Origin of the sequence: Vibrio sp. M260118, assembly GCF_036533755.1 — a bacterium.
Lineage (GTDB): Bacteria > Pseudomonadota > Gammaproteobacteria > Enterobacterales > Vibrionaceae > Vibrio.
In genome coordinates this window covers 1-18,486 of sequence record NZ_JATABG010000048.1, presented here as the reverse complement: position 1 = coordinate 18,486, position 18,486 = coordinate 1, and the positions used below count along the sequence as shown (strand labels likewise).

The window sequence follows — 18,486 nt, the reverse complement described above, 5'->3', positions numbered from 1 at the left end:
TAATCGTAATAGCGCTGAAGGCTTTATTGCCCTCTCGTTTTGATTGTTTAAGCTACATTTTCTAATTTTGCTACTGGTAGTGTAAAGAAGTTATTACTCGAGAAACGAACACATGTCACAGCCAAAGCGAGATTAAAGTTCTCCCTTCCTCTGAGCATCTCGAAGTTACCTACCCTGAATTTTTGCAAGCCATCTTAAGTTTCGAGCGACTAATTGTTAAAACATATTCAAAGTGGCCGCGAAAAATATTGATTTTAACCAATAGAATTCAATTTTATCAGAGTTGTCATGTAGCTACCCTCCTACAAAAACTAAGGATTCACTTACGCATAGTATTGCAAAAATCAATACAAATTCGGTTGGATAAGTTGTTTGCTGCTTCCTAGAAGTCTAAGCAAATACTGGCCATACTCATTTTTCAGCATGGATTGAGCCTTTTGTGTTAATTCCTCATCGGACAACCAACCGTTACGCCAGGCAATTTCTTCTAGACAGGCAATTTTCAAACCTTGAACACTTTCAATGGCTTGAACAAATGAAGATGCCTCGTGCAAACTTTCATGTGTGCCTGTGTCTAACCATGCAAAGCCCCGACCGAGCAACTCAACATTAAGATCTCCATCTTTCAAGTACATATCGTTAATAGAAGTGATTTCTAACTCACCACGTGGTGATGGCTTAACTTGCTTTGCAAAATCAATAACTCGATTATCATAAAAATAGAGTCCTGTAACTGCAAAATTCGATTTTGGAATACTTGGTTTTTCTTCTATAGAAGCAACTTTCATGTTCTCATCAAATTCGACCACACCAAATCTTTCTGGGTCTTTTACCTGATAACCAAAAACAGTCGCTCCAAAACTTCTTGCTGCCGCTTCTTTTAGCTTAGGAGAAAACGACTGGCCGTAGAAGATGTTGTCACCAAGAACCAAACAAACATTGTCACGCCCAATAAATTCCTCACCAATAATAAACGCTTGAGCCAATCCCTCAGGTTTAGCTTGCTCTGCGTAGTCAATGGAAATGCCAAAGTCACTACCATCCCCCAATAGGCGTCTGAAGCTATCGTTGTCTTCAGGGGTTGTTATGACTAGTATATCTCGGATACCAGCAAGCATCAGAGCAGAAATTGGGTAATAAATCATTGGCTTATCGAAAACAGGAAGTAGCTGCTTTGATACTCCCCGTGTAATAGGATATAGTCGCGTGCCAGAACCACCCGCCAAAACAATACCTTTCATAGAGCTAGTTCCCAAAACACCCTGAGTTATATGATCCATCTAAAACGCGCCTCCACCACACTTTATTACTTAAAAACCACTCCACGGTCTTCCTTAGCCCAGACTCAAAACTTTCATCCGGTTTCCAGCCCAAATCACGCTCAATTTTACTTGCATCAATGGCATAGCGTACATCATGCCCTGCTCTATCTTCCACGTAAGTAATTAAATCAGTATATAGTTCAACGTTCTTTGGCTTATTAGGTACTAGCTCTTCAAGCAAAGCGCAGATAGCTTCAACCACCTCAATATTTGCTTTTTCATTGTGTCCACCAATATTATAGGTTTCACCTACTTTTCCCTCGGTTAACACTTTATAAAGAGCTCGAGCATGATCATCTACATAAAGCCAATCCCTTACTTGCATACCGTCACCATAAACAGGCAGTGGTTTACCGTCTAAGGCATTTAGAATCATTAATGGGATTAATTTCTCTGGAAAATGGTAAGGTCCATAATTATTGGAGCAATTCGTCACAATTGAAGGTAAACCATAAGTACGTGACCACGCACGTACTAAATGATCTGAAGATGCTTTAGAAGCTGAATAAGGACTTGATGGCTTGTATGACGTACTTTCCGTAAATAAATCATCAGTGCCTTCCAAATCACCATAAACCTCATCTGTTGATATATGATGAAACCTGAAATTGCACTTAGCACCATCTGCTAGCTGGTTCCAATATGTTCGTGTGGCTTCCAAAAGCGTAGATGTACCAACGATATTGGTTCCAATAAATTCCATAGGGCCGTCAATAGAACGGTCAACATGAGACTCTGCAGCTAAATGCATTACTGCGTTAGGCTGATACTCAGTAAACACTCTATCCAGCTCTCTGCGATCACAAATATCAACTTGCTCAAAAGCATAACGCTCATTAGATTCAACAGAAGCAAGAGATTCTACATTGCCCGCGTAAGTTAGCTTGTCTACATTTACCACTGAGCTCGATGTATTTTCAATAATGTGACGAATAACAGCTGAGCCGATAAAGCCTGCCCCACCTGTAACGAGTATCTTAAGCATATGATTGAACCTGTAATGCTGGCTCTATACCACCTACAAGTTTATGAGTAAATGAAAGAACCAAAAGGATAATTTTTCTCTATTATAGATAAACACCGCCACCATTGGTACAATCGAAACCACTATTATTATCTCAAGCTGGGAAATCGTATGATTATTGTAACTGGTGGCGCTGGCATGATTGGTAGCAACATTATCAAACAACTCAATGAGCAAGGCTGCAATGATATCCTTGTGGTAGATAATCTAAAAAATGGTAAAAAATTCCATAACTTAGTAGATCTTGATTTTACAGACTACATGGATCGCGATGACTTCTTGGTACAAATCATGTCTGGTGAAGAACTAGGTCCTATCAAAGCAATTTTCCACGAAGGTGCATGTTCTGCCACGACTGAGTGGGATGGTAAGTACATGATGCTCAACAACTATGAGTATTCTAAAGAGTTACTTCACTACTGCCTAGAACGTGAGATTCCTTTCCTATATGCATCTTCAGCAGCTACTTATGGTGAAACTGATACGTTTATCGAAGATAAAAAATACGAAGGTGCATTGAATGTATATGGTTACTCGAAACAGCAGTTTGATAACTATGTACGTAGAGTTTGGCAAGATGCTGAAGAACATGGAGAGAAACTGTCTCAAATCACCGGTTTCCGTTACTTCAATGTTTATGGTCCTCGTGAACAGCACAAGGGATCAATGGCATCTGTAGCCTTCCACCTCAACAACCAGATGAACGCAGGTGAAAACCCAAAACTGTTTGCGGGTAGTGAAACTTTTCAGCGTGACTTCGTCTATGTTGGTGATGTGGCTGCTGTTAACTTGTGGTTTATGGAAAGCGGCGCTTCAGGTATCTTTAACCTAGGTACAGGTAACGCAGAGTCGTTTGAAGAAGTAGCCAAAGCGGTAATTAAATTTCATGGCAAAGGCGAAATCGAAACTATCCCATTCCCTGAGCACTTAAAAGGTGCTTACCAAGAATTTACGCAAGCAGATTTAACTAAGCTGCGCGCAGCAGGTTGCGATCATGAGTTTAAATCTGTCGCGGAAGGCGTTGCTGAATACATGCAAACCATCAACTCTTAAATCACTTAGGGGTGACATAGACGTCGATAAAACGCTATGCTCACCCACTCATCTATAATCTGCTTAGCGTTTTTCAATTTATTAGAGTTAAATAATGAATATCTTAATGGCACTCTCGCAGTTAGAGGTAACGGGTGCAGAAGTTTATGCCACTGCGGTTGGCAATGAACTCACTGCCAGAGGGCATAACGTTCATTATGTGTCTGACACTTTAACGAAACCTTACAAGGGCGAATATTTCAAGCTACGTTTCAACAAACGCAGCATCCCTCGCCGTTTTTGGCATGTTGCATACTTAGTATACCTAATAAGAAAGCATAAAATTCAGCTTGTTCATGCTCACTCCCGCGCTTCTAGTTGGAGTTGTCACGTGGCCTGTAAAATAACCGGCACTCCAATGGTTACTACTGTCCATGGCCGACAACCAGTGCATGCGTCCCGTAAAAAATTCCACGCTATGGGGGACAAAGCACTTCCTGTTTGTGAAGCAATTAAAGAGCAACTAGTTTCAAAGCTAGAGGTACCTGAACATAAGCTAGAGGTAAGCAGAAACGGTATCGAAACAGATCAGTTTACTTGGCTAGAAGCACCGGATAATGAAAAACCGGTTGTGACCATTATAGGTCGTCTTACTGGACCTAAAGGCGATCTATGCTATCGTCTACTTGATGAGTGTCTAGACACTTCTCTTTACGATGTTAAGGTAGTTTCGGGCTCTCAAGTCGAACCTCGCTTTATTAAATTTATCGAGCACGTAGAATTTTGTGGCTATTCCAATGATGTGGCCTCTGTATTAGCAAACTCAGATCTTGTCATCGGTGCGGGACGGGTTGCTATGGAGTCTCTGCTTTGTGGTAGACCAACACTTGCAATCGGTGAGGCGCAGGCTATTGGCTTAATTAATGAGAGTAATATTCAACAAGCAATGGAGAGCAACTTCGGTGACATTGGCCCGAAAGACTTAGACATTGATTTTACATCTATCGCGCAACAGGTGATAAACGGCTTACAGAGCAAGCATTGTTACAAACAAATAGTTGAAACGATAAAAGAAAACTATGGCCTATCAAAGATAGTAGACCAAATTGAGCACATCTACCAAACGGTTTATGTAGAGAAACTACGCAAAGAAATGCCTATCATTATGTACCACCGTTTCATTAGTGACGACAGTGAAAAAGGTGTACATGGAACGTATTTGCATGTTGATATGTTGGAAAAACACTTCAAGCTCATCAAACACATGGGATTTGAAACCATTACTTTTGAAGACTTAGCTAACAAAGGCTTAATTAGCCGGCTAGAATATGGCAAGCGCTATATTGTCATCACTGTTGATGATGGATATAGAGATAACTATGAACTACTTCTCCCTCTGCTAAGAAAGTATAACTTCAAAGCTGTTGTATATGCGGTTACAGGTGAAACCTTTAACCGCTGGGATGTAGAAGTCAAAGATAATCCGGAAACACCAGTACCTTTAATGAATGAAAATGAATTAAAAGCTTTGTCGGACTCTGGACTCGTTGAAATTGGTGGGCATACTGTCAGCCACCCTCATTTAAATACTTTAACTCCAAAGGAACAAGAAACTGAAATCAAGAAGAATAAGAAAGAGCTAGAAGATCTGTTAAATAAGCCTCTAACTTCTTTTGCATATCCTTACGGTTCTTTAGATGCTAGTACCAACCTTTCTGTTATCCACTCCAAATTTTAGTGTAGGGATTATTGCTTTATCGGTAGTTATTTCAACGCTTTACGTAACTAATAATAAAAAGTTCATTTCGCTAGGGAAATTTGACTATCTAGTGATTTTTATTCTCTCTTTTTATTTAATCGGAGCTATTCCGGTAACAATCTATGACGGAACAACTACTCGATATTTTCAGGGTGGCATAAGACTCATACTATGCATCCCGATTTATATCGCCTTAACTCATTACTTGAAAAAATACAGAGTAGATATACGAGAGTACCTTGAACTTGGTGTAATATATGGATGTGTATCAACATTTACATTGGCAGTATATCAGTTTTATTACCTTGAAATGGTAAGAGTTGATGGCTTCCTCTACAGTATCAATTTTGGATACCTAGCATGTAGCTTAGCTTTCTTAGCTTTTTCCCTTGTATTTAATTCAAGCAGAAAAGCCTTACTTACGATAGCATTTGTACTTGGCATAATTTCTGTCACATTAACATTAACACGCGGTGCTATCTTTGCTATTCCGATCCTTTTAACTCTAATTGCTATTCTCAAGTTGAAAAGTTTAAACTTCAAACTGATTATTGCTTTCGGAACTCTGTTTATTGTAGTTTGCTCGGCTACTTATCAATACTCGCAAGACTTCAAACAACGAATAGACTTCACAATATATGAGTTCTCACAAATTTCTTCAGGAAATATCAATCAAGCAGTATCTTCAGGTGACAGGCTACAATACTGGTTTGCCGCTATAGAAGCATTTAAGAAAAACCCTACAATCGGGCTACCATATGACAAAAGAGAAGAGCTTAACCAAGAACTGTTCTTGGCCGGAAAGATGGGTGAGAGAGCAGCAAATGTGTCTCGCGGACATGCTCACAGTCAATACTTTGAAATGATTGCCAGTAATGGTCTTCTAGGAATTGTTAGTATATTTACCACCTTGTTTGTACCATTAATGCTATTTATTAGGCATCATGTCAGTGTGCATTCTAATTGGGCTTTACCCGGAGCAATGTTTGTCGCTGGATTTACCATTTTTGGGCTAACAGAAGTTCCATTAACAGCTAATTTAATCGGCTCCTTCTATGGATTTATGCTGGCAATTTTCTTCGCTAATATTTCTGCAGAAAGATACCACAGGGAACAGGTACACAAGCAATGAAAATTCTAATAATTGGTCCATCTTGGGTTGGCGATATGGTAATGTCGCAAAGCCTTTATACTACGTTAAGGTATCAACATCCAAAAGCTGAAATAGATGTCCTTGCTCCTGCTTGGTGTAAACCTATCTTGGAGCGTATGCCTGAAGTCAATCAAGCAATTGAGATGCCTATGGGGCATGGTGAATTTAACTTAAAGGGCCGCTGGAAGTTGGCTCGAAAACTGGCTAATAGCGATTATACCAACGCTTACATTCTGCCAAACTCAGCCAAATCTGCTTTGATTCCATTCTTTGCTGGTATTAGTTCACGAACAGGTTGGAAAGGTGAAATGCGTTATGGCCTGCTCAATGACTTAAGACCAGATAAGCGTGTCTTCCAATATATGGTCGAAAGGTATGTTGCTTTAGCACACGCCAAAGGCGATATGCTAAACGAAGTCGAACTAGCAAATTGCCCTAGACCAAGTCTAACCGTCGACTTAGCCAGCCAAAACAACGCAAGAGATCGCTTAGGTCTAGAGAGCACTCGACCTATTATAGGGCTATGCCCAGGAGCAGAATTTGGCCCCGCAAAACGTTGGCCAGATCATTACTATGCTCAAGTCGCCCAGTTTGTGATAGACAACGGTTATCAAGTTTGGTTATTTGGCTCAGCCAAAGATAGAGAAGTCTGTGAGCTAATCCGCTCCAAACTGTCAAACGAACAACAGCAGCTTTGTTTCAATTTAGCGGGAGATACCTCATTAATCGAGGCCATCGACCTATTAGCAGCATGCCACACTGTCATCAGTAATGATTCGGGATTAATGCATGTATCTGCTGCTGTCGGGTGCAACATCGTTGCTATTTATGGCTCAAGCTCGCCAAAATACACCCCCCCTCTCACACAACAACTGAAAATGGTTCACACCGATGTTGAGTGTCGACCATGCTTTAAGAGAGAATGCCCACTTGGTCATTTGGATTGTCTTAACAAACTAACACCGAACACCGTGATAGATGCTCTAAAAGAATTCATCAAATAGTATTTCACGTACAAACAGGCCAACTATTTTCATTTTCTGGTATTCGAAAGTTTTGTTCCACTGAGCCAGTTAGATATACTCTATTCAGTAGCTCACACATTGTTCTGACCAACGTCAGTTCCATCATATAACAGAACGAATTTGACTTGACTCGTACTGCTCAAGCCATCATAGGTAACAACTTTATGAACACAGCTTCAATCTTAATTTCCAATCGAGCCATTAAATTGGTTGGTAACATTTTCAAAGTACTGTCATATCCATTTCACTTTGTTTTTCCAAAACTTCGCTTTACGATTCCTGAATACTCTGCAGCTAAGGTTCATACAAATCGTACAAGCGATGTAACCAAAATTATCTGGCAGACAAACTTTTCTAATAAGTCGACCTTACCTGTCTATCTTAATTATCTCTTCAATCGTTTGATGTCGCTCGATTATGATTATCGATACGTCAGCACAGAAGCTCGCGGAGAGTACCTAAAAAACAACGCATCTCCCGACGTGTACGAAAGCTATCTGAAGCTAAACGATGGGGCGGCTCAGGCTGATGTATGGCGCCTCGCTGTTTTACACAAAGAAGGAGGGATCTATATGGATATCGACGCAACTTTAGTGTGGCCACTAAAACGAATTTTGGCTGGTATCGAGTCTGCGTTATTTATCAAGATAAAGAACAATACCGAATACACCAACTATTTTTTAGCAACTGAACCAAACAACCCTATATTCAAAGAAGCATTGGACATTATCGTTGATAATGTTATGAACTACGCTCAAGGCGAACGTGTCAAAGGTGTTTTTGATACCACTGGTCCTATGGTGCTAAACCGAGTCTTGGAAAATAAAGAGGCTCAATCTCGTGATCGAAACTATGTGTGTATCCAAGGCTCATTCACAAACGAGTACTTTCAATATATGGATAAACCACGCGGAAAATGGACTCATTTAGATCCTGACGATTTAATTAAGAAATAACGACTAAACAGGTTATTCGCTTTGATCTTCAGACTCGTCTATACAGTGCTACTCTCTCTTGTATCGCCAGTGTTTATCTATAGCCTCTATAAGGTTAAATCGGGTAAGCCTAGAGTGGGCTCTCGATGGAGAGAGCACTGGGGATTTACCCCTGCTCTTCAATATAATGAGAGACCAATTTGGGTTCATGCTGTCTCTATGGGAGAAACAATAGCTGCCACACCTCTAATTTATAAATTAAAAGAGCGGTACCCTGAGGTAAACATCGTTCTTACGACTACCACTGCGACCGGTGCAGAACAAGCAAAAAAATTGGGGAAACTCGTAACACATAGGTATATGCCTTTTGACTTTCCTTTTGCCATTAACCGATTCCTTAAAGTCATTAGACCTTGTCAGCTAATTATTATGGAAACCGAGATATGGCCAAATACGTTGCACCTATCGAATCACGCAGGCATTCCTGTAACATTAGTCAATGCCCGTCTCTCTGATAAGTCGTGCAACGGTTACAAAAAGGTACCAACTCTAGCCAAGCAACTAAATCGCTGCATTACCAGGATAGTTTGTCAGTATCCTAACGATGCAAACAATTTTAAAAAGTTAGGTGTTAATGCAGAGAAACTATCTGTCTCTGGTTCAATTAAGTTCGACATAGTGGTTAAACAAGAAACAAAAACCAAAGGTCATGACCTAAGGAAGACACTCGGTTTATCTCGCCCAGTTTGGATTGCAGCGAGTACGCATGAAGGTGAAGATGAGGTAGTTCTCTCTGCACACGCGTCTCTTCTGAAGCATAAACCTGACGCGATTCTTATTTTGGTTCCTAGACATCCAGAACGGTTCTCTAAAGTAAAGTCTCTTTCAGAAGCGAACTTTATGACGGTATCAAGAAGTAGTGAAGAGAAAGTCATTAGTTCAACTCAAGTCTACCTTGGCGATACAATGGGAGAAATGTTTGAATTAATTCAAGCATCAGACATTTGTTTTATGGGAGGAAGCCTTATCGGAGATAAAGTGGGTGGGCACAATTTATTAGAGCCGGCAGCGTTGGCAAAAGCAACGTTAACTGGCCCTAGCTTCTACAACTTTCAAGATATTACGCAAGCTTTGATCGCACATAATGCGTGCTCAGTTATACAAAGTAGCGAAGAACTCTTTGAAAGCTTGCTGTCTCTGTTTAACAATGACTCACTTAGGATTAATAAAGGCCGGGCAGCATTAGAGTTTGTGCAAAGCAATTCGGGCGCAATAGAAACTACCATTAGCCTTATCGGGAATCTGGATAATAAGTAAGGTTGTAGCTAGATATGCGAGAAATAAACAGTAAAATTCAAGCTGCCTCTCACTCCGGTGCAGAACTTGAAGTCATTCAAGAGTCAAACTCCTATCTTGTGCGAAAGACAATTTATTCATCGCTAGATCGGAACCATGAAGCCATTACTAAGCAGCGTCACTTTACACCCTTGGTGACACCATCTTATACAATTTCAGCAATACCAGTGCTTGATATAAGCAAAACGGACAATGAACTGTCGGTTTCTATGCCATTCATTGAAGGCCTAGGTGGTGAGCAAGTTGCCTATAAAGGCTCTAAAACTGTCGCGAAAAACTTAAAAACGGCGCTAGATTTTTACTTAATTAATTCGGTATCCCAAAGTGAAGACGGCACATACCCGGTAGAAGCCGTTCGAAAAAAGATCTTATCAATTAAAGAAAATCTTTCCGGAAAAGAGACCATGCTACCCAATACTTTAGTTCATATAGAAACATTGCTTAACTATTGCACTAAAGATTTGGATCTACCCTTAGGCACATGCCACGGTGACTTAACCCTATCCAACCTCAAAATTACTGAAGATAATCAACTTACTTTATTCGACTTTCTTAGTTGTGACATTAATAGTCCTTTACAGGACGCAGCTAAGCTAATTCAAGACTTCGACTTTGGTTGGAGCTTTAGAAAAGAAAAAGCCAGTGTCAGAATCAAAGGTGAAATTTTTTGCGAGCATGCGAAACCATCTTTCTTAGCTACATTAGAAAGGTTGTTTGAGTATGAGATGAGAGTCATTGAAGCTCTCACCATCCTTAGAATCGCACCTTATATCCAAGAACACGATGATGTTACAATTACTTGGTTTAATTGGGCAATGGCCAAGACTATGCAAAAAATAACAGGATAACTTATGTTTACACTAATTTTACCCGTCGCGGGGCGCTCTTCTCGATTTCCCAACATGAGACCAAAATGGCTACTGACTATGCCAGATGGTAAACTAATGCTTGAGAAATCGATCGAGGCTATCGACTTAGAGAAGTTTGATCGCGTAGTTATCGTCTGTTTACAAGAACATTTGGACAAGTACACGTCTCAAGAAGTTGTCTCGGAAAGCTTTATTCGCGCAACAGGTGTAACTCCAGATTTTGTTGTTTTAAAAGAACCAACCTCATCGCAATCAGAGACTATCTATCAGGCGATCAAACAAGGTCAAATAGAAGGCTCTTTCTTTATCAAAGACTGCGACAATAAGTTTTCATGTTCTCCAGAACCAATCAATGCGGTCACGACCATTGACCTCAACGATATTGAGCTTGTGGATGCCAAAAACAAGAGTTATGTAGAAGTCGACTCTTTAGGGGTTATCTCAAACATTGTAGAAAAAGAAGTTATCAGTAACTTTTTCTGTTGTGGTGGCTATAGTTTCCGTTCTGCTCAAGAGTTTTGCTCTACCTTTGAGAATATTTCATCTGACAAGGAAGTATACATTTCGCATGTAATATATAAGATGCTGATGTCGAACGAAGAGTTCGTCCGTCGCTCCGCATGTGAATATGTTGATTGGGGTACCCTGCGCGAGTACCGGCACTTCTGCAAAAAACACATGACTGTCTTCTGTGACGTTGATGGTGTATTGCTTAAGAACGGAAGTAAGTTTGCCAAGAACGGCTGGAAAACACCTGGACTTGAAGCAAACTTAACCAAAATTGCTGAACTACAAAAAGATGGTGGACTATTTTTGGTATTAACTTCATCAAGACCTGAAAGTGAAATTGAGTATACAACTCAAGAGCTAGCAAAGTTTGGTGTGCGTGTTGATAGATGCCTATTTGGTTTACCGCATACCCGTCGCTACCTAATCAACGACCATTCAGCAACGAACCCATACCCATCTGCCGTTGCTATCAATCTAGAACGAGATAGCGATACATTAAGCCACCTCTTTGATGATTAATTGGTTATGCCCATTCAGTTATTGGCTGGGCTCACTCGATAATAGACGCCCATGACTATACCAAACCAAGACATTACATTCGTTGTTCAAGGCCCTATCCAAGCGACCTCCGGGCGCGATCAAGTTAAGGGGATAACCGAACAGTGTTTGAATTCCATTAGGTATCACTTTCCAGAGTCTAAAATCGTTTTATCGACATGGAAAGGACACCCTCATCAAGGCTTAGATTATGACCTAGTGCTTGAGCTTGACGACCCAGGGCCTAACTTCATTTATCATGGTAACGAACGAATTCAACTCAACAATAATCGTCAACTACATAGCTCACACATGGGGTTAGCTAAAGTTGAAACTAAGTTCGCCGTAAAAATGAGGACAGATAATCTACTAACTGGTAGAGGCTTTGTTGAGCTGTACGAGAAATATTCAGGAACACCAAGAGACAGTAAACATGCCTTGCTAAACTCACGTGTAGTTACTAGTAGTACGTTCTTTATTTCATCTCATGCGGGAAGAGAAGTACATTACCATAAAAGCGATCTGTTTGATTTTGGTGAAACTGCGGACTTGCTAAAAATTTGGAACGGGAACTTTGTACCTGAATTGCGCTTTAATAAAGTGTCTGGCTACAAATCTCGCTATCCTGCAACAGAGCAATTTTTATGTTTGAGTTGGATTTCTCGCTTGTTAGGCATTAACTACACGCTCAATACTAAAGCAGGAGATCACGCTGGCCTTGGGAAAGAATATTGGAAGAAATTTATTGCCAATAACCTAATTGTCGATTTACCCGAGAACATTGGCCTAGACGTTACTGAGCGCTTTTATAATCGAGGTAACTTAGCACTGGAAATTGATCTTGCAGACTGGAAAGAGTTTTCTGGAATCGAAAACAGATCTTGGGATAATAAGCGCCTCAAACGAACTTTAAAAAAGTATGAGTCTCAGGTGCTACGCTTTTTTTTAGATAAGAGTAATAGGCATGCATAATCGGAAGTTTTTCCTGTCACTACAGCAACGAAAACAACTCAAGACCCTCAACATTACTTTATCTTCCCGTCATTACTGGGGAAAAGTTTCCGCTTGCGAGCGCCCTATAGTCATTGAAGAATCATGTACCTACCCAAAATCTAAATACATTTGGAGTATGGGAAGCTTTTCCTATTCCCACTCTGTCCTTCCAAACTATGCAACAGTAGGGAGATACACCTCGATCGCAAAAGGTTTGGAAATAATGGGCTTTCAGCACCCTATAGAGAGAATCACGACTAGTCCAATCACATATTGTAATCTTTTTGGGATAAACAATGGGAAAATCCAAACCTATTCTTCGCCAGAGGAAGACAAACTCATCATAGGCAACGACGTTTGGATTGGACAAAACGTAACGCTTAAGCCAGGAATAACAATCTCTGATGGTGCTGTTATTGCAGCTAACGCTGTTGTTACTAAAGATGTGCCACCCTATGCAATTGTAGGGGGAGTCCCTGCCAAGGTAATTCGTTACCGCTTTGATAAAGAGCTTATAAAAAAGCTTCTAGAGACTAAATGGTGGGAATACTCTTACTTGGATTTTGAAGATATCTCTTTCAAAGATAATGCCGCCGACTTTTTAAGTTCACTAATAACCCAAATAGAGGCAGGAGAAATTACTCAGTTCAAAGCCAGAAAAATTACCCTCTAGACTACTTTTAGTTATGAAGCATCATGGGCGCTTCATAACTAAGTAAGGTATCACTTTCTTAATTGCTTCAACATTCTTCGGTTCCAAAGAGACATAAGCAAAAATCGATAAAACCTGTGTAGCTCTCTCGTTACCTTGAAGATAAGAGGGACTTTCTGTAATTTAGACAGCCCTTGGATCGTACTTTCCATATCATTTGGCGCATAAATCGCGTAAGGAATAACACCTACGCTTGGCACCCCGTGTAAGTAGGTTTCAGAAATAAAGTTGTCTACTGCACATATCCAGCGCTCACTAGCTTGTAAGAACTTTTTAGCCGCAACTGGTGTCAACATATACCCCGTAGCGCCTTTTGAGTTATCCAACCATAGTACTTTCTGTACAATTTCATCAAACCCTAAGTTTGAGCTTTCGGTATACTGTGGCTCAAGGCGCACATAATCATAACCTTTCGCCATCTCATCTAAATGGGAAATAACATCATCAAAATACTTAGTTGCCTTGAAGTCATCCTCTAGAATAACGATCGGCTCATCAAGTGCGATACACTGTTGCCAAAGTAAATAGTGACTAGCGTATACGCCCCTTTCTCCTGGAGTTAAAGGTCTGCTTCTAAAGAGCTTTCTATGGTTATCATCGATTCTCTGCTCTAAAATTTCAGGTAGACCTTCACGGCCATTTATGGCATCAAAAAACTGAAATGAAACACCATTAAGCTCTTGTTTAACTCGCTCCCTTCTTTCAACAGAACCAATCAAACTGATAACAAAGATCTTCATATGCTTGCCTAAATACCTATGTTTTTCCAATCACTGTGAGACCACTTAATATGCCTCTTCCCCACTTCTTTCTCAAAAGAGCGCTTCAACCGCTCTAAGTTCCCCTGTTTCCAACTACTCCCTGCTTGTTGGTAACACTTATCGAAATCGATAATCCAAACTTTTTCGTCTTCATCAAGCAAGATGTTATGGATATTGAGGTCAGTGTGGTTCACTTGCGCGTTATGCATCTTACGGATTTCTTGGCCAATTTTCTGATATACCTCTGCAGAAAGTGGCTTTTCTACCAGAATTGATACCAAATCTCTGGCATTAGGTATCTTTTCACTCAACAAATCCGCGGTATAACTCAAGCTACTTTTGATCGCACGAGCTGCAATTGGCTTAGGGACGTTGACTCCCGCTTGGGTTAGCGTATTCAAAAGCTGAAACTCTTGATAACTGCGCGTTTGCTCCCAACCTGAAAAGCGGTAACTGTCTTTAACCAGTTTGCCGAATAGACCACCACGACGATAGTGCCGCAGCGCTGCAGGTATTGACTCTGTTTGCACAAACCAAGTAGTACCACGCCCTTGAGCGCTGCCAATGACTTTGCCGTTTTGCTGCCAATAGCTTGGTTCGAAAACTTGTTTAGGGTCTTCTTTGAGTAGCTCTTCGTCATACCATATGGTCTGATTATCAAACTGCAAAGTCTTCATGCGTGGTGATCTCTCAATTTATTTGCGCCGCCATTTTACATTTATTGAGCCTCTCTGCATAATCTTCGCTATTACTTGCTAACTGAAATTAATATGCCACTTTTTTCCTCTGCTCCTAAATCTCTCTGCGTACTGCGCTTGTCTGCGATTGGTGACGTCTGTAATACCGTTGCAGCTGTACAAGCGATACAGCGCCAGTGGCCTAAGACTGAAATCGTCTGGATAACAGGCAAACTGGAAGCAAAGTTAATTGAAGATTTAGACAACATCACAGTGATGGTGTTTGATAAAAAAGATGGCTGGTCTGGCTATAAATCACTGTGGCGCGAGCTAAAAGACTATCGCTTTGACGCTCTCCTGCATATGCAATACGCGTTTAGAGCCAGCATTGCGACTTTAGGTATCAAGGCGAAGCACAAACTCGGCTTTGACCCCACGCGTAGCCAAGACTTTCAACACTTGTTTACCAATGTCAAAGTCCCTTCACCGCAAACCATGCATGTTCTCGATGGGTTACTTGCCTTTGGTGAAACGCTCGGTGTACAAGATATGTCACCGAAATGGCGGATTGACTACTCTACGGATGATTTGGACTGGGCGACCGCTCAGCTTGACGCGATCAAGCCAAACCTAGTAATTGTTCCCGCAGCGAGTAAAGCCTATAAAAACTGGACAGCAGAAGGCTATGCTGAGCTGATTCAGCATGCACATCAAGCAGGTTGGAACATTATTTTAGCTGGTAGCCCTGCTCAAGTAGAACTAGATCTTGCCGCGAAAGTCGAGAGTTTGATTAATATTACTATGAGCAACTTGGTTGGTAAAAGTTCTCTCAAAGAGATGTTAGCGCTATTAGATAAAGCCAACCTCGTCGTTGCACCAGATACAGGCCCAGCTCATATGGCTAATGCGGTTAGCACCCCAGTCATTGGTCTTTATGCTCATCATAATCCTGAGCGAACAGGGCCTTATCAGTATCGCCACTATGTTGTGTCGGCCTATGAAGAAGCCATTAAAGCCGAGACAGGCAAAACATCAAAAGAGCTGAGTTGGCGTGCACGAGTGAAAGACAAAAACGCCATGCAACGTATTGAGGCTCAGCAAGTTATCGCTATGTTTGATAAAGTAGTCTCTGATTTAAACTTACCATCACCCACTACAGAGGTATCCTAGTGAGTAAACCAACCATTGCCGTTGCCCTAATCGTAAAAAACGAAGCGCAGCATCTTAAAGCTTGCTTAGAAACCGTCCATGACTGGGTTGATGAAATTGTCGTCCTCGATTCTGGAAGCACAGACACAACAGAACAAGTGGCACGAACTTTTACCGACAAATTTTTCGTCAATCAAGAGTGGCCAGGATTCGGGCCTCAACGTCGTATCGCACAGTCTTATGTCGAGTCAGATTATATTCTGTGGCTCGATGCGGATGAGCGTGTCACGCCTGAACTGAAAGGGAGCATCTTAGCTGCGGTTGCTAACAATGAACCATCAACCATCTATCAAACTGCGCGCTTAAGTTGGGTGTTTGGTCGTTATATTCGTCATTGTGGCTGGTACCCAGACCGCGTTCTGCGCTTATATCCAACGAAACTGACTCAGTACAATGATGCGTTAGTGCATGAGAAAGTCGAAGTAACTGGGAAGATGAAGGTTGAAAACCTTAATGGTGACCTGATTCACTTTACCTACAATGATATGAACCATTACTTGGTTAAGTCAGCGGGCTATGCGAAAGCGTGGGCAGAGCAGCGAGAGAAAAAGGGTAAAAAGAGCAGCATCTCACAAGGTATTCTTCATGCGTTGGGCTGCTTTTTGAAAATGTATGTCGTTAAAGCTGGCTTCTTAGATGGTAAACAGGGCTTCCTGCTGTCACTACTCTCTGCACATTCTACCTTTGTCAAATATGCAGATTTATGGATTCGAACAGAAACAGAACAAATGCCGAGTAACGAGTAACGAGTAACGAGTAACGAGTAACGAGTAACGAGTAACGAGTAACGAGTAACGAGTATAAAAACAAAAGGCTGAGATCAACTCAGCCTTCTATATTCCACCAACTTAAGCGCTGATACTTTTTCCTAAAAACGTCTCTGCCCAAGGCTGTAACTCTTCCAACACCTTTTCGACATCAATACGCGCCATATCTTCCTGGCTTGCTTTATCTTCAGCTTGTGGTGGGCAAAAAGCGATATGATTCCCTTCTGAATTGATCGGTTGCCAGCGTAGTGGCGTGGCAGAACGTTTACTTGGAAAGAAACCAACCGTCGGCACATCAATCGCCGCCGCAATATGTAACGGGCCAGTTGAACCTGCGATAAACATATCGGCACAAGCAATCGAGCAAGAAAAATCAACCAAACCATCGTTGTTATCATAAAGCGCTGCATTTCTACCGCGGCTAGCCATCAATTGCTGCAACTCAGCGGCTTTTAGTTCTTCACCTGGCCCAGCGGTTAAGACCACTTCAAATTCACCAGCTAAACCGCTGACAAGCTGTGTGTACTGCTCTAAAGAAAGATTATTGGCAGAGCCTCCACTACCGGCATGAACATAAACCCAAGGCTTGTTTACATCCAATTCGAGTTGTTGTGCCAACTTGCCTTTTTGCTGCTCCAACTGCTGTGAGCTAAACGGTAAGTAAGGTGCTGAAGGTTCAACGATAGGCTTGCCAATATCACTTAAAAAGGCGCGAATAAGATCAAGGTTGTATTCAAATTCTGGCTTAGCCGATTGTGAACGCTTTTGCTTAATGCGCTTGTTATAGAAGATCTGCGCAAGCTTAGTCGCTGGAGCTAAGCGGTAAGGAATCTTGCCCTTCCAAACTAACTTGGCGTTGTAAGTGGTAGAGAATAAGTTAATGGAAGCATCAAACTGTTCGTGACGAATCTGTTCAATCAGTTCATTTTGCGTTTGTTTTGAAGCATTCTTTGTCGGATCAACTAGCACATGGTCGATCCATGGGCATAGCTCGGCAAGCGCAACCGTATAATTAGGCACCAGCGCTGTAATCTGACAATCTGGTAGCGACGCTTTAAGCATGGCAAAACTCGGCCATGCCAACATAAAATCGCCGATTTTGTCGTTTCTCACTACCAGTATTTTTTTCATCACTCAATCCACATCTATCTTTTGTTCCAATGATAACGGCTTCAGTGGGTAATTGTGAGCCTTTTTGTTAACATTGAAGGAGATGGAAAAATTAGAGACGCGCAAAGTGAGCCAAAAACGCCTATCCCGAGTCATCTATCCGGGAACATTTGATCCTATTACTAACGGACACCTAGACTTGATTGAACGAGCCGCAGATATGTTTGATGAAGTCATCATCGCCGTTGCAGCTAGCCCAAGTAAAAACACCATGTTTACCTTGGATGAGCGTGTTCAGTTCACTCAAGATGTTACAAAGCACTTAGATAATGTTAGCTCTAAGGGCTTTTCCGGTCTGATGGTCGATTTTGCTAAACAAGAACAAGCTAATGTTTTGATTCGTGGTCTGCGTACCACTGTCGACTTCGAATACGAATTTGGCCTGACTAATATGTATCGCCGTCTTATGCCAGGATTAGAAAGTGTGTTTTTAACTCCCGCTGAAGAGCATGCTTTTATCTCTTCAACCATAGTGCGTGAAGTAGCCATTCACGGTGGTGACGTGACCAACTTTGTGCCAAAAGTGGTAGCGGAAGCGCTAAAAACCAAGGCGCATGTTTAATGGATAACTGGAGAGCTAGAGAGCTAGAGAGCTAGAGAGCTAGAGAGCTAGAGAGCTAGAGAGCTAGAGAGCTAGAGAGCTAGAGAGCTAGAGAGCTAGAGAGCTAGAGAGCT

Annotated in this window: 17 protein-coding genes and 1 pseudogene; 13 read left to right on the top strand and 5 right to left on the bottom strand. The window is 41.4% G+C overall.

Features of this window, described 5'->3' with window-relative positions; translation table 11 throughout:
* Positions 1-344 precede the first annotated feature (344 nt).
* On the bottom strand, positions 345-1,241 hold the full coding sequence (gene rfbA, locus QTO00_RS05135) for a glucose-1-phosphate thymidylyltransferase RfbA (RefSeq protein WP_331423423.1): 897 nt from the start codon (positions 1,239-1,241) through the stop codon (positions 345-347).
* Positions 1,242-1,245: 4 nt separating this feature from the next.
* Positions 1,246-2,307, bottom strand: a complete 1,062-nt coding sequence (rfbB, locus tag QTO00_RS05130; RefSeq protein ID WP_331423422.1) for a dTDP-glucose 4,6-dehydratase — start codon at positions 2,305-2,307, stop codon at positions 1,246-1,248.
* A 150-nt stretch (positions 2,308-2,457) separates the two neighbouring features.
* Here rfbB and rfaD point away from each other — a divergent pair, with 150 nt between their 5' ends.
* The 10 genes and pseudogenes from rfaD to QTO00_RS20970 all read left to right on the top strand — a co-directional run.
* Positions 2,458-3,399, top strand: a complete 942-nt coding sequence (rfaD, locus tag QTO00_RS05125; protein WP_331423421.1) for an ADP-glyceromanno-heptose 6-epimerase — start codon at positions 2,458-2,460, stop codon at positions 3,397-3,399.
* Between the two features lie 94 nt (positions 3,400-3,493).
* On the top strand, positions 3,494-5,116 hold the full coding sequence (locus QTO00_RS05120) for a polysaccharide deacetylase family protein (protein ID WP_331423420.1): 1,623 nt from the start codon (positions 3,494-3,496) through the stop codon (positions 5,114-5,116).
* Positions 5,076-6,269 (top strand): O-antigen ligase family protein, encoded by a 1,194-nt coding sequence (locus tag QTO00_RS05115; protein WP_331423419.1) that lies wholly within the window; start codon positions 5,076-5,078, stop codon positions 6,267-6,269. The genes QTO00_RS05120 and QTO00_RS05115 overlap by 41 nt, the downstream gene beginning before the upstream one ends.
* Positions 6,266-7,294: a lipopolysaccharide heptosyltransferase II gene (gene waaF / locus QTO00_RS05110; protein WP_331423418.1), complete on the top strand. Its 1,029-nt coding sequence runs from the start codon at positions 6,266-6,268 to the stop codon at positions 7,292-7,294. The genes QTO00_RS05115 and waaF overlap by 4 nt, the downstream gene beginning before the upstream one ends.
* A 185-nt stretch (positions 7,295-7,479) precedes the next feature.
* Positions 7,480-8,271 (top strand): glycosyltransferase family 32 protein, encoded by a 792-nt coding sequence (locus QTO00_RS05105; RefSeq protein ID WP_331423417.1) that lies wholly within the window; start codon positions 7,480-7,482, stop codon positions 8,269-8,271.
* Positions 8,272-8,292: 21 nt separating this feature from the next.
* Positions 8,293-9,567: a lipid IV(A) 3-deoxy-D-manno-octulosonic acid transferase gene (gene waaA / locus QTO00_RS05100; RefSeq protein ID WP_331423415.1), complete on the top strand. Its 1,275-nt coding sequence runs from the start codon at positions 8,293-8,295 to the stop codon at positions 9,565-9,567.
* Between the two features lie 14 nt (positions 9,568-9,581).
* Positions 9,582-10,454 (top strand): phosphotransferase family protein, encoded by an 873-nt coding sequence (locus QTO00_RS05095; protein WP_331423413.1) that lies wholly within the window; start codon positions 9,582-9,584, stop codon positions 10,452-10,454.
* A 3-nt stretch (positions 10,455-10,457) separates the two neighbouring features.
* Positions 10,458-11,504, top strand: a complete 1,047-nt coding sequence (locus tag QTO00_RS05090; protein WP_331423412.1) for a hypothetical protein — start codon at positions 10,458-10,460, stop codon at positions 11,502-11,504.
* A 51-nt stretch (positions 11,505-11,555) separates the two neighbouring features.
* Entirely contained in the window at positions 11,556-12,494 is a 939-nt protein-coding gene (locus QTO00_RS05085) for a WavE lipopolysaccharide synthesis family protein (protein ID WP_331423410.1), read from the top strand.
* A 361-nt stretch (positions 12,495-12,855) separates the two neighbouring features.
* Positions 12,856-13,059 (top strand): annotated as a pseudogene (locus QTO00_RS20970) (CatB-related O-acetyltransferase); the annotation flags it as partial.
* 179 nt (positions 13,060-13,238) lie between these two features.
* On the opposite strand, the gene QTO00_RS05075 reads toward QTO00_RS20970, so the two are convergent.
* Positions 13,239-13,967, bottom strand: a complete 729-nt coding sequence (locus tag QTO00_RS05075) for a glycosyltransferase family 25 protein (RefSeq protein WP_331423407.1) — start codon at positions 13,965-13,967, stop codon at positions 13,239-13,241.
* Between the two features lie 8 nt (positions 13,968-13,975).
* The gene (locus QTO00_RS05070; protein WP_331423405.1) at positions 13,976-14,665 is read right to left on the bottom strand and encodes a 3-deoxy-D-manno-octulosonic acid kinase; all 690 of its coding nucleotides are present in this window, start codon (positions 14,663-14,665) and stop codon (positions 13,976-13,978) included.
* A gap of 93 nt (positions 14,666-14,758) precedes the next feature.
* Between QTO00_RS05070 and QTO00_RS05065 the strand changes: the two genes are divergently transcribed.
* Together QTO00_RS05065 and QTO00_RS05060 are read left to right on the top strand one after the other, a co-directional pair.
* A complete protein-coding gene (locus QTO00_RS05065; RefSeq protein ID WP_331423403.1) occupies positions 14,759-15,835 on the top strand; it encodes a glycosyltransferase family 9 protein in 1,077 nt (358 codons plus the stop codon).
* The gene (locus QTO00_RS05060) at positions 15,835-16,620 is read left to right on the top strand and encodes a glycosyltransferase family 2 protein (RefSeq protein ID WP_331423401.1); all 786 of its coding nucleotides are present in this window, start codon (positions 15,835-15,837) and stop codon (positions 16,618-16,620) included. The genes QTO00_RS05065 and QTO00_RS05060 overlap by 1 nt, the downstream gene beginning before the upstream one ends.
* Before the next feature lie 102 nt (positions 16,621-16,722).
* Here the strand turns inward: QTO00_RS05060 and QTO00_RS05055 are convergent, their stop codons facing one another.
* Positions 16,723-17,772 (bottom strand): glycosyltransferase family 9 protein, encoded by a 1,050-nt coding sequence (locus QTO00_RS05055; protein WP_331423400.1) that lies wholly within the window; start codon positions 17,770-17,772, stop codon positions 16,723-16,725.
* 106 nt (positions 17,773-17,878) lie between these two features.
* On the opposite strand from QTO00_RS05055, the gene coaD reads away from it, so the two are divergent.
* On the top strand, positions 17,879-18,373 hold the full coding sequence (coaD, locus tag QTO00_RS05050) for a pantetheine-phosphate adenylyltransferase (RefSeq protein ID WP_331423426.1): 495 nt from the start codon (positions 17,879-17,881) through the stop codon (positions 18,371-18,373).
* Positions 18,374-18,486 lie beyond the last annotated feature (113 nt).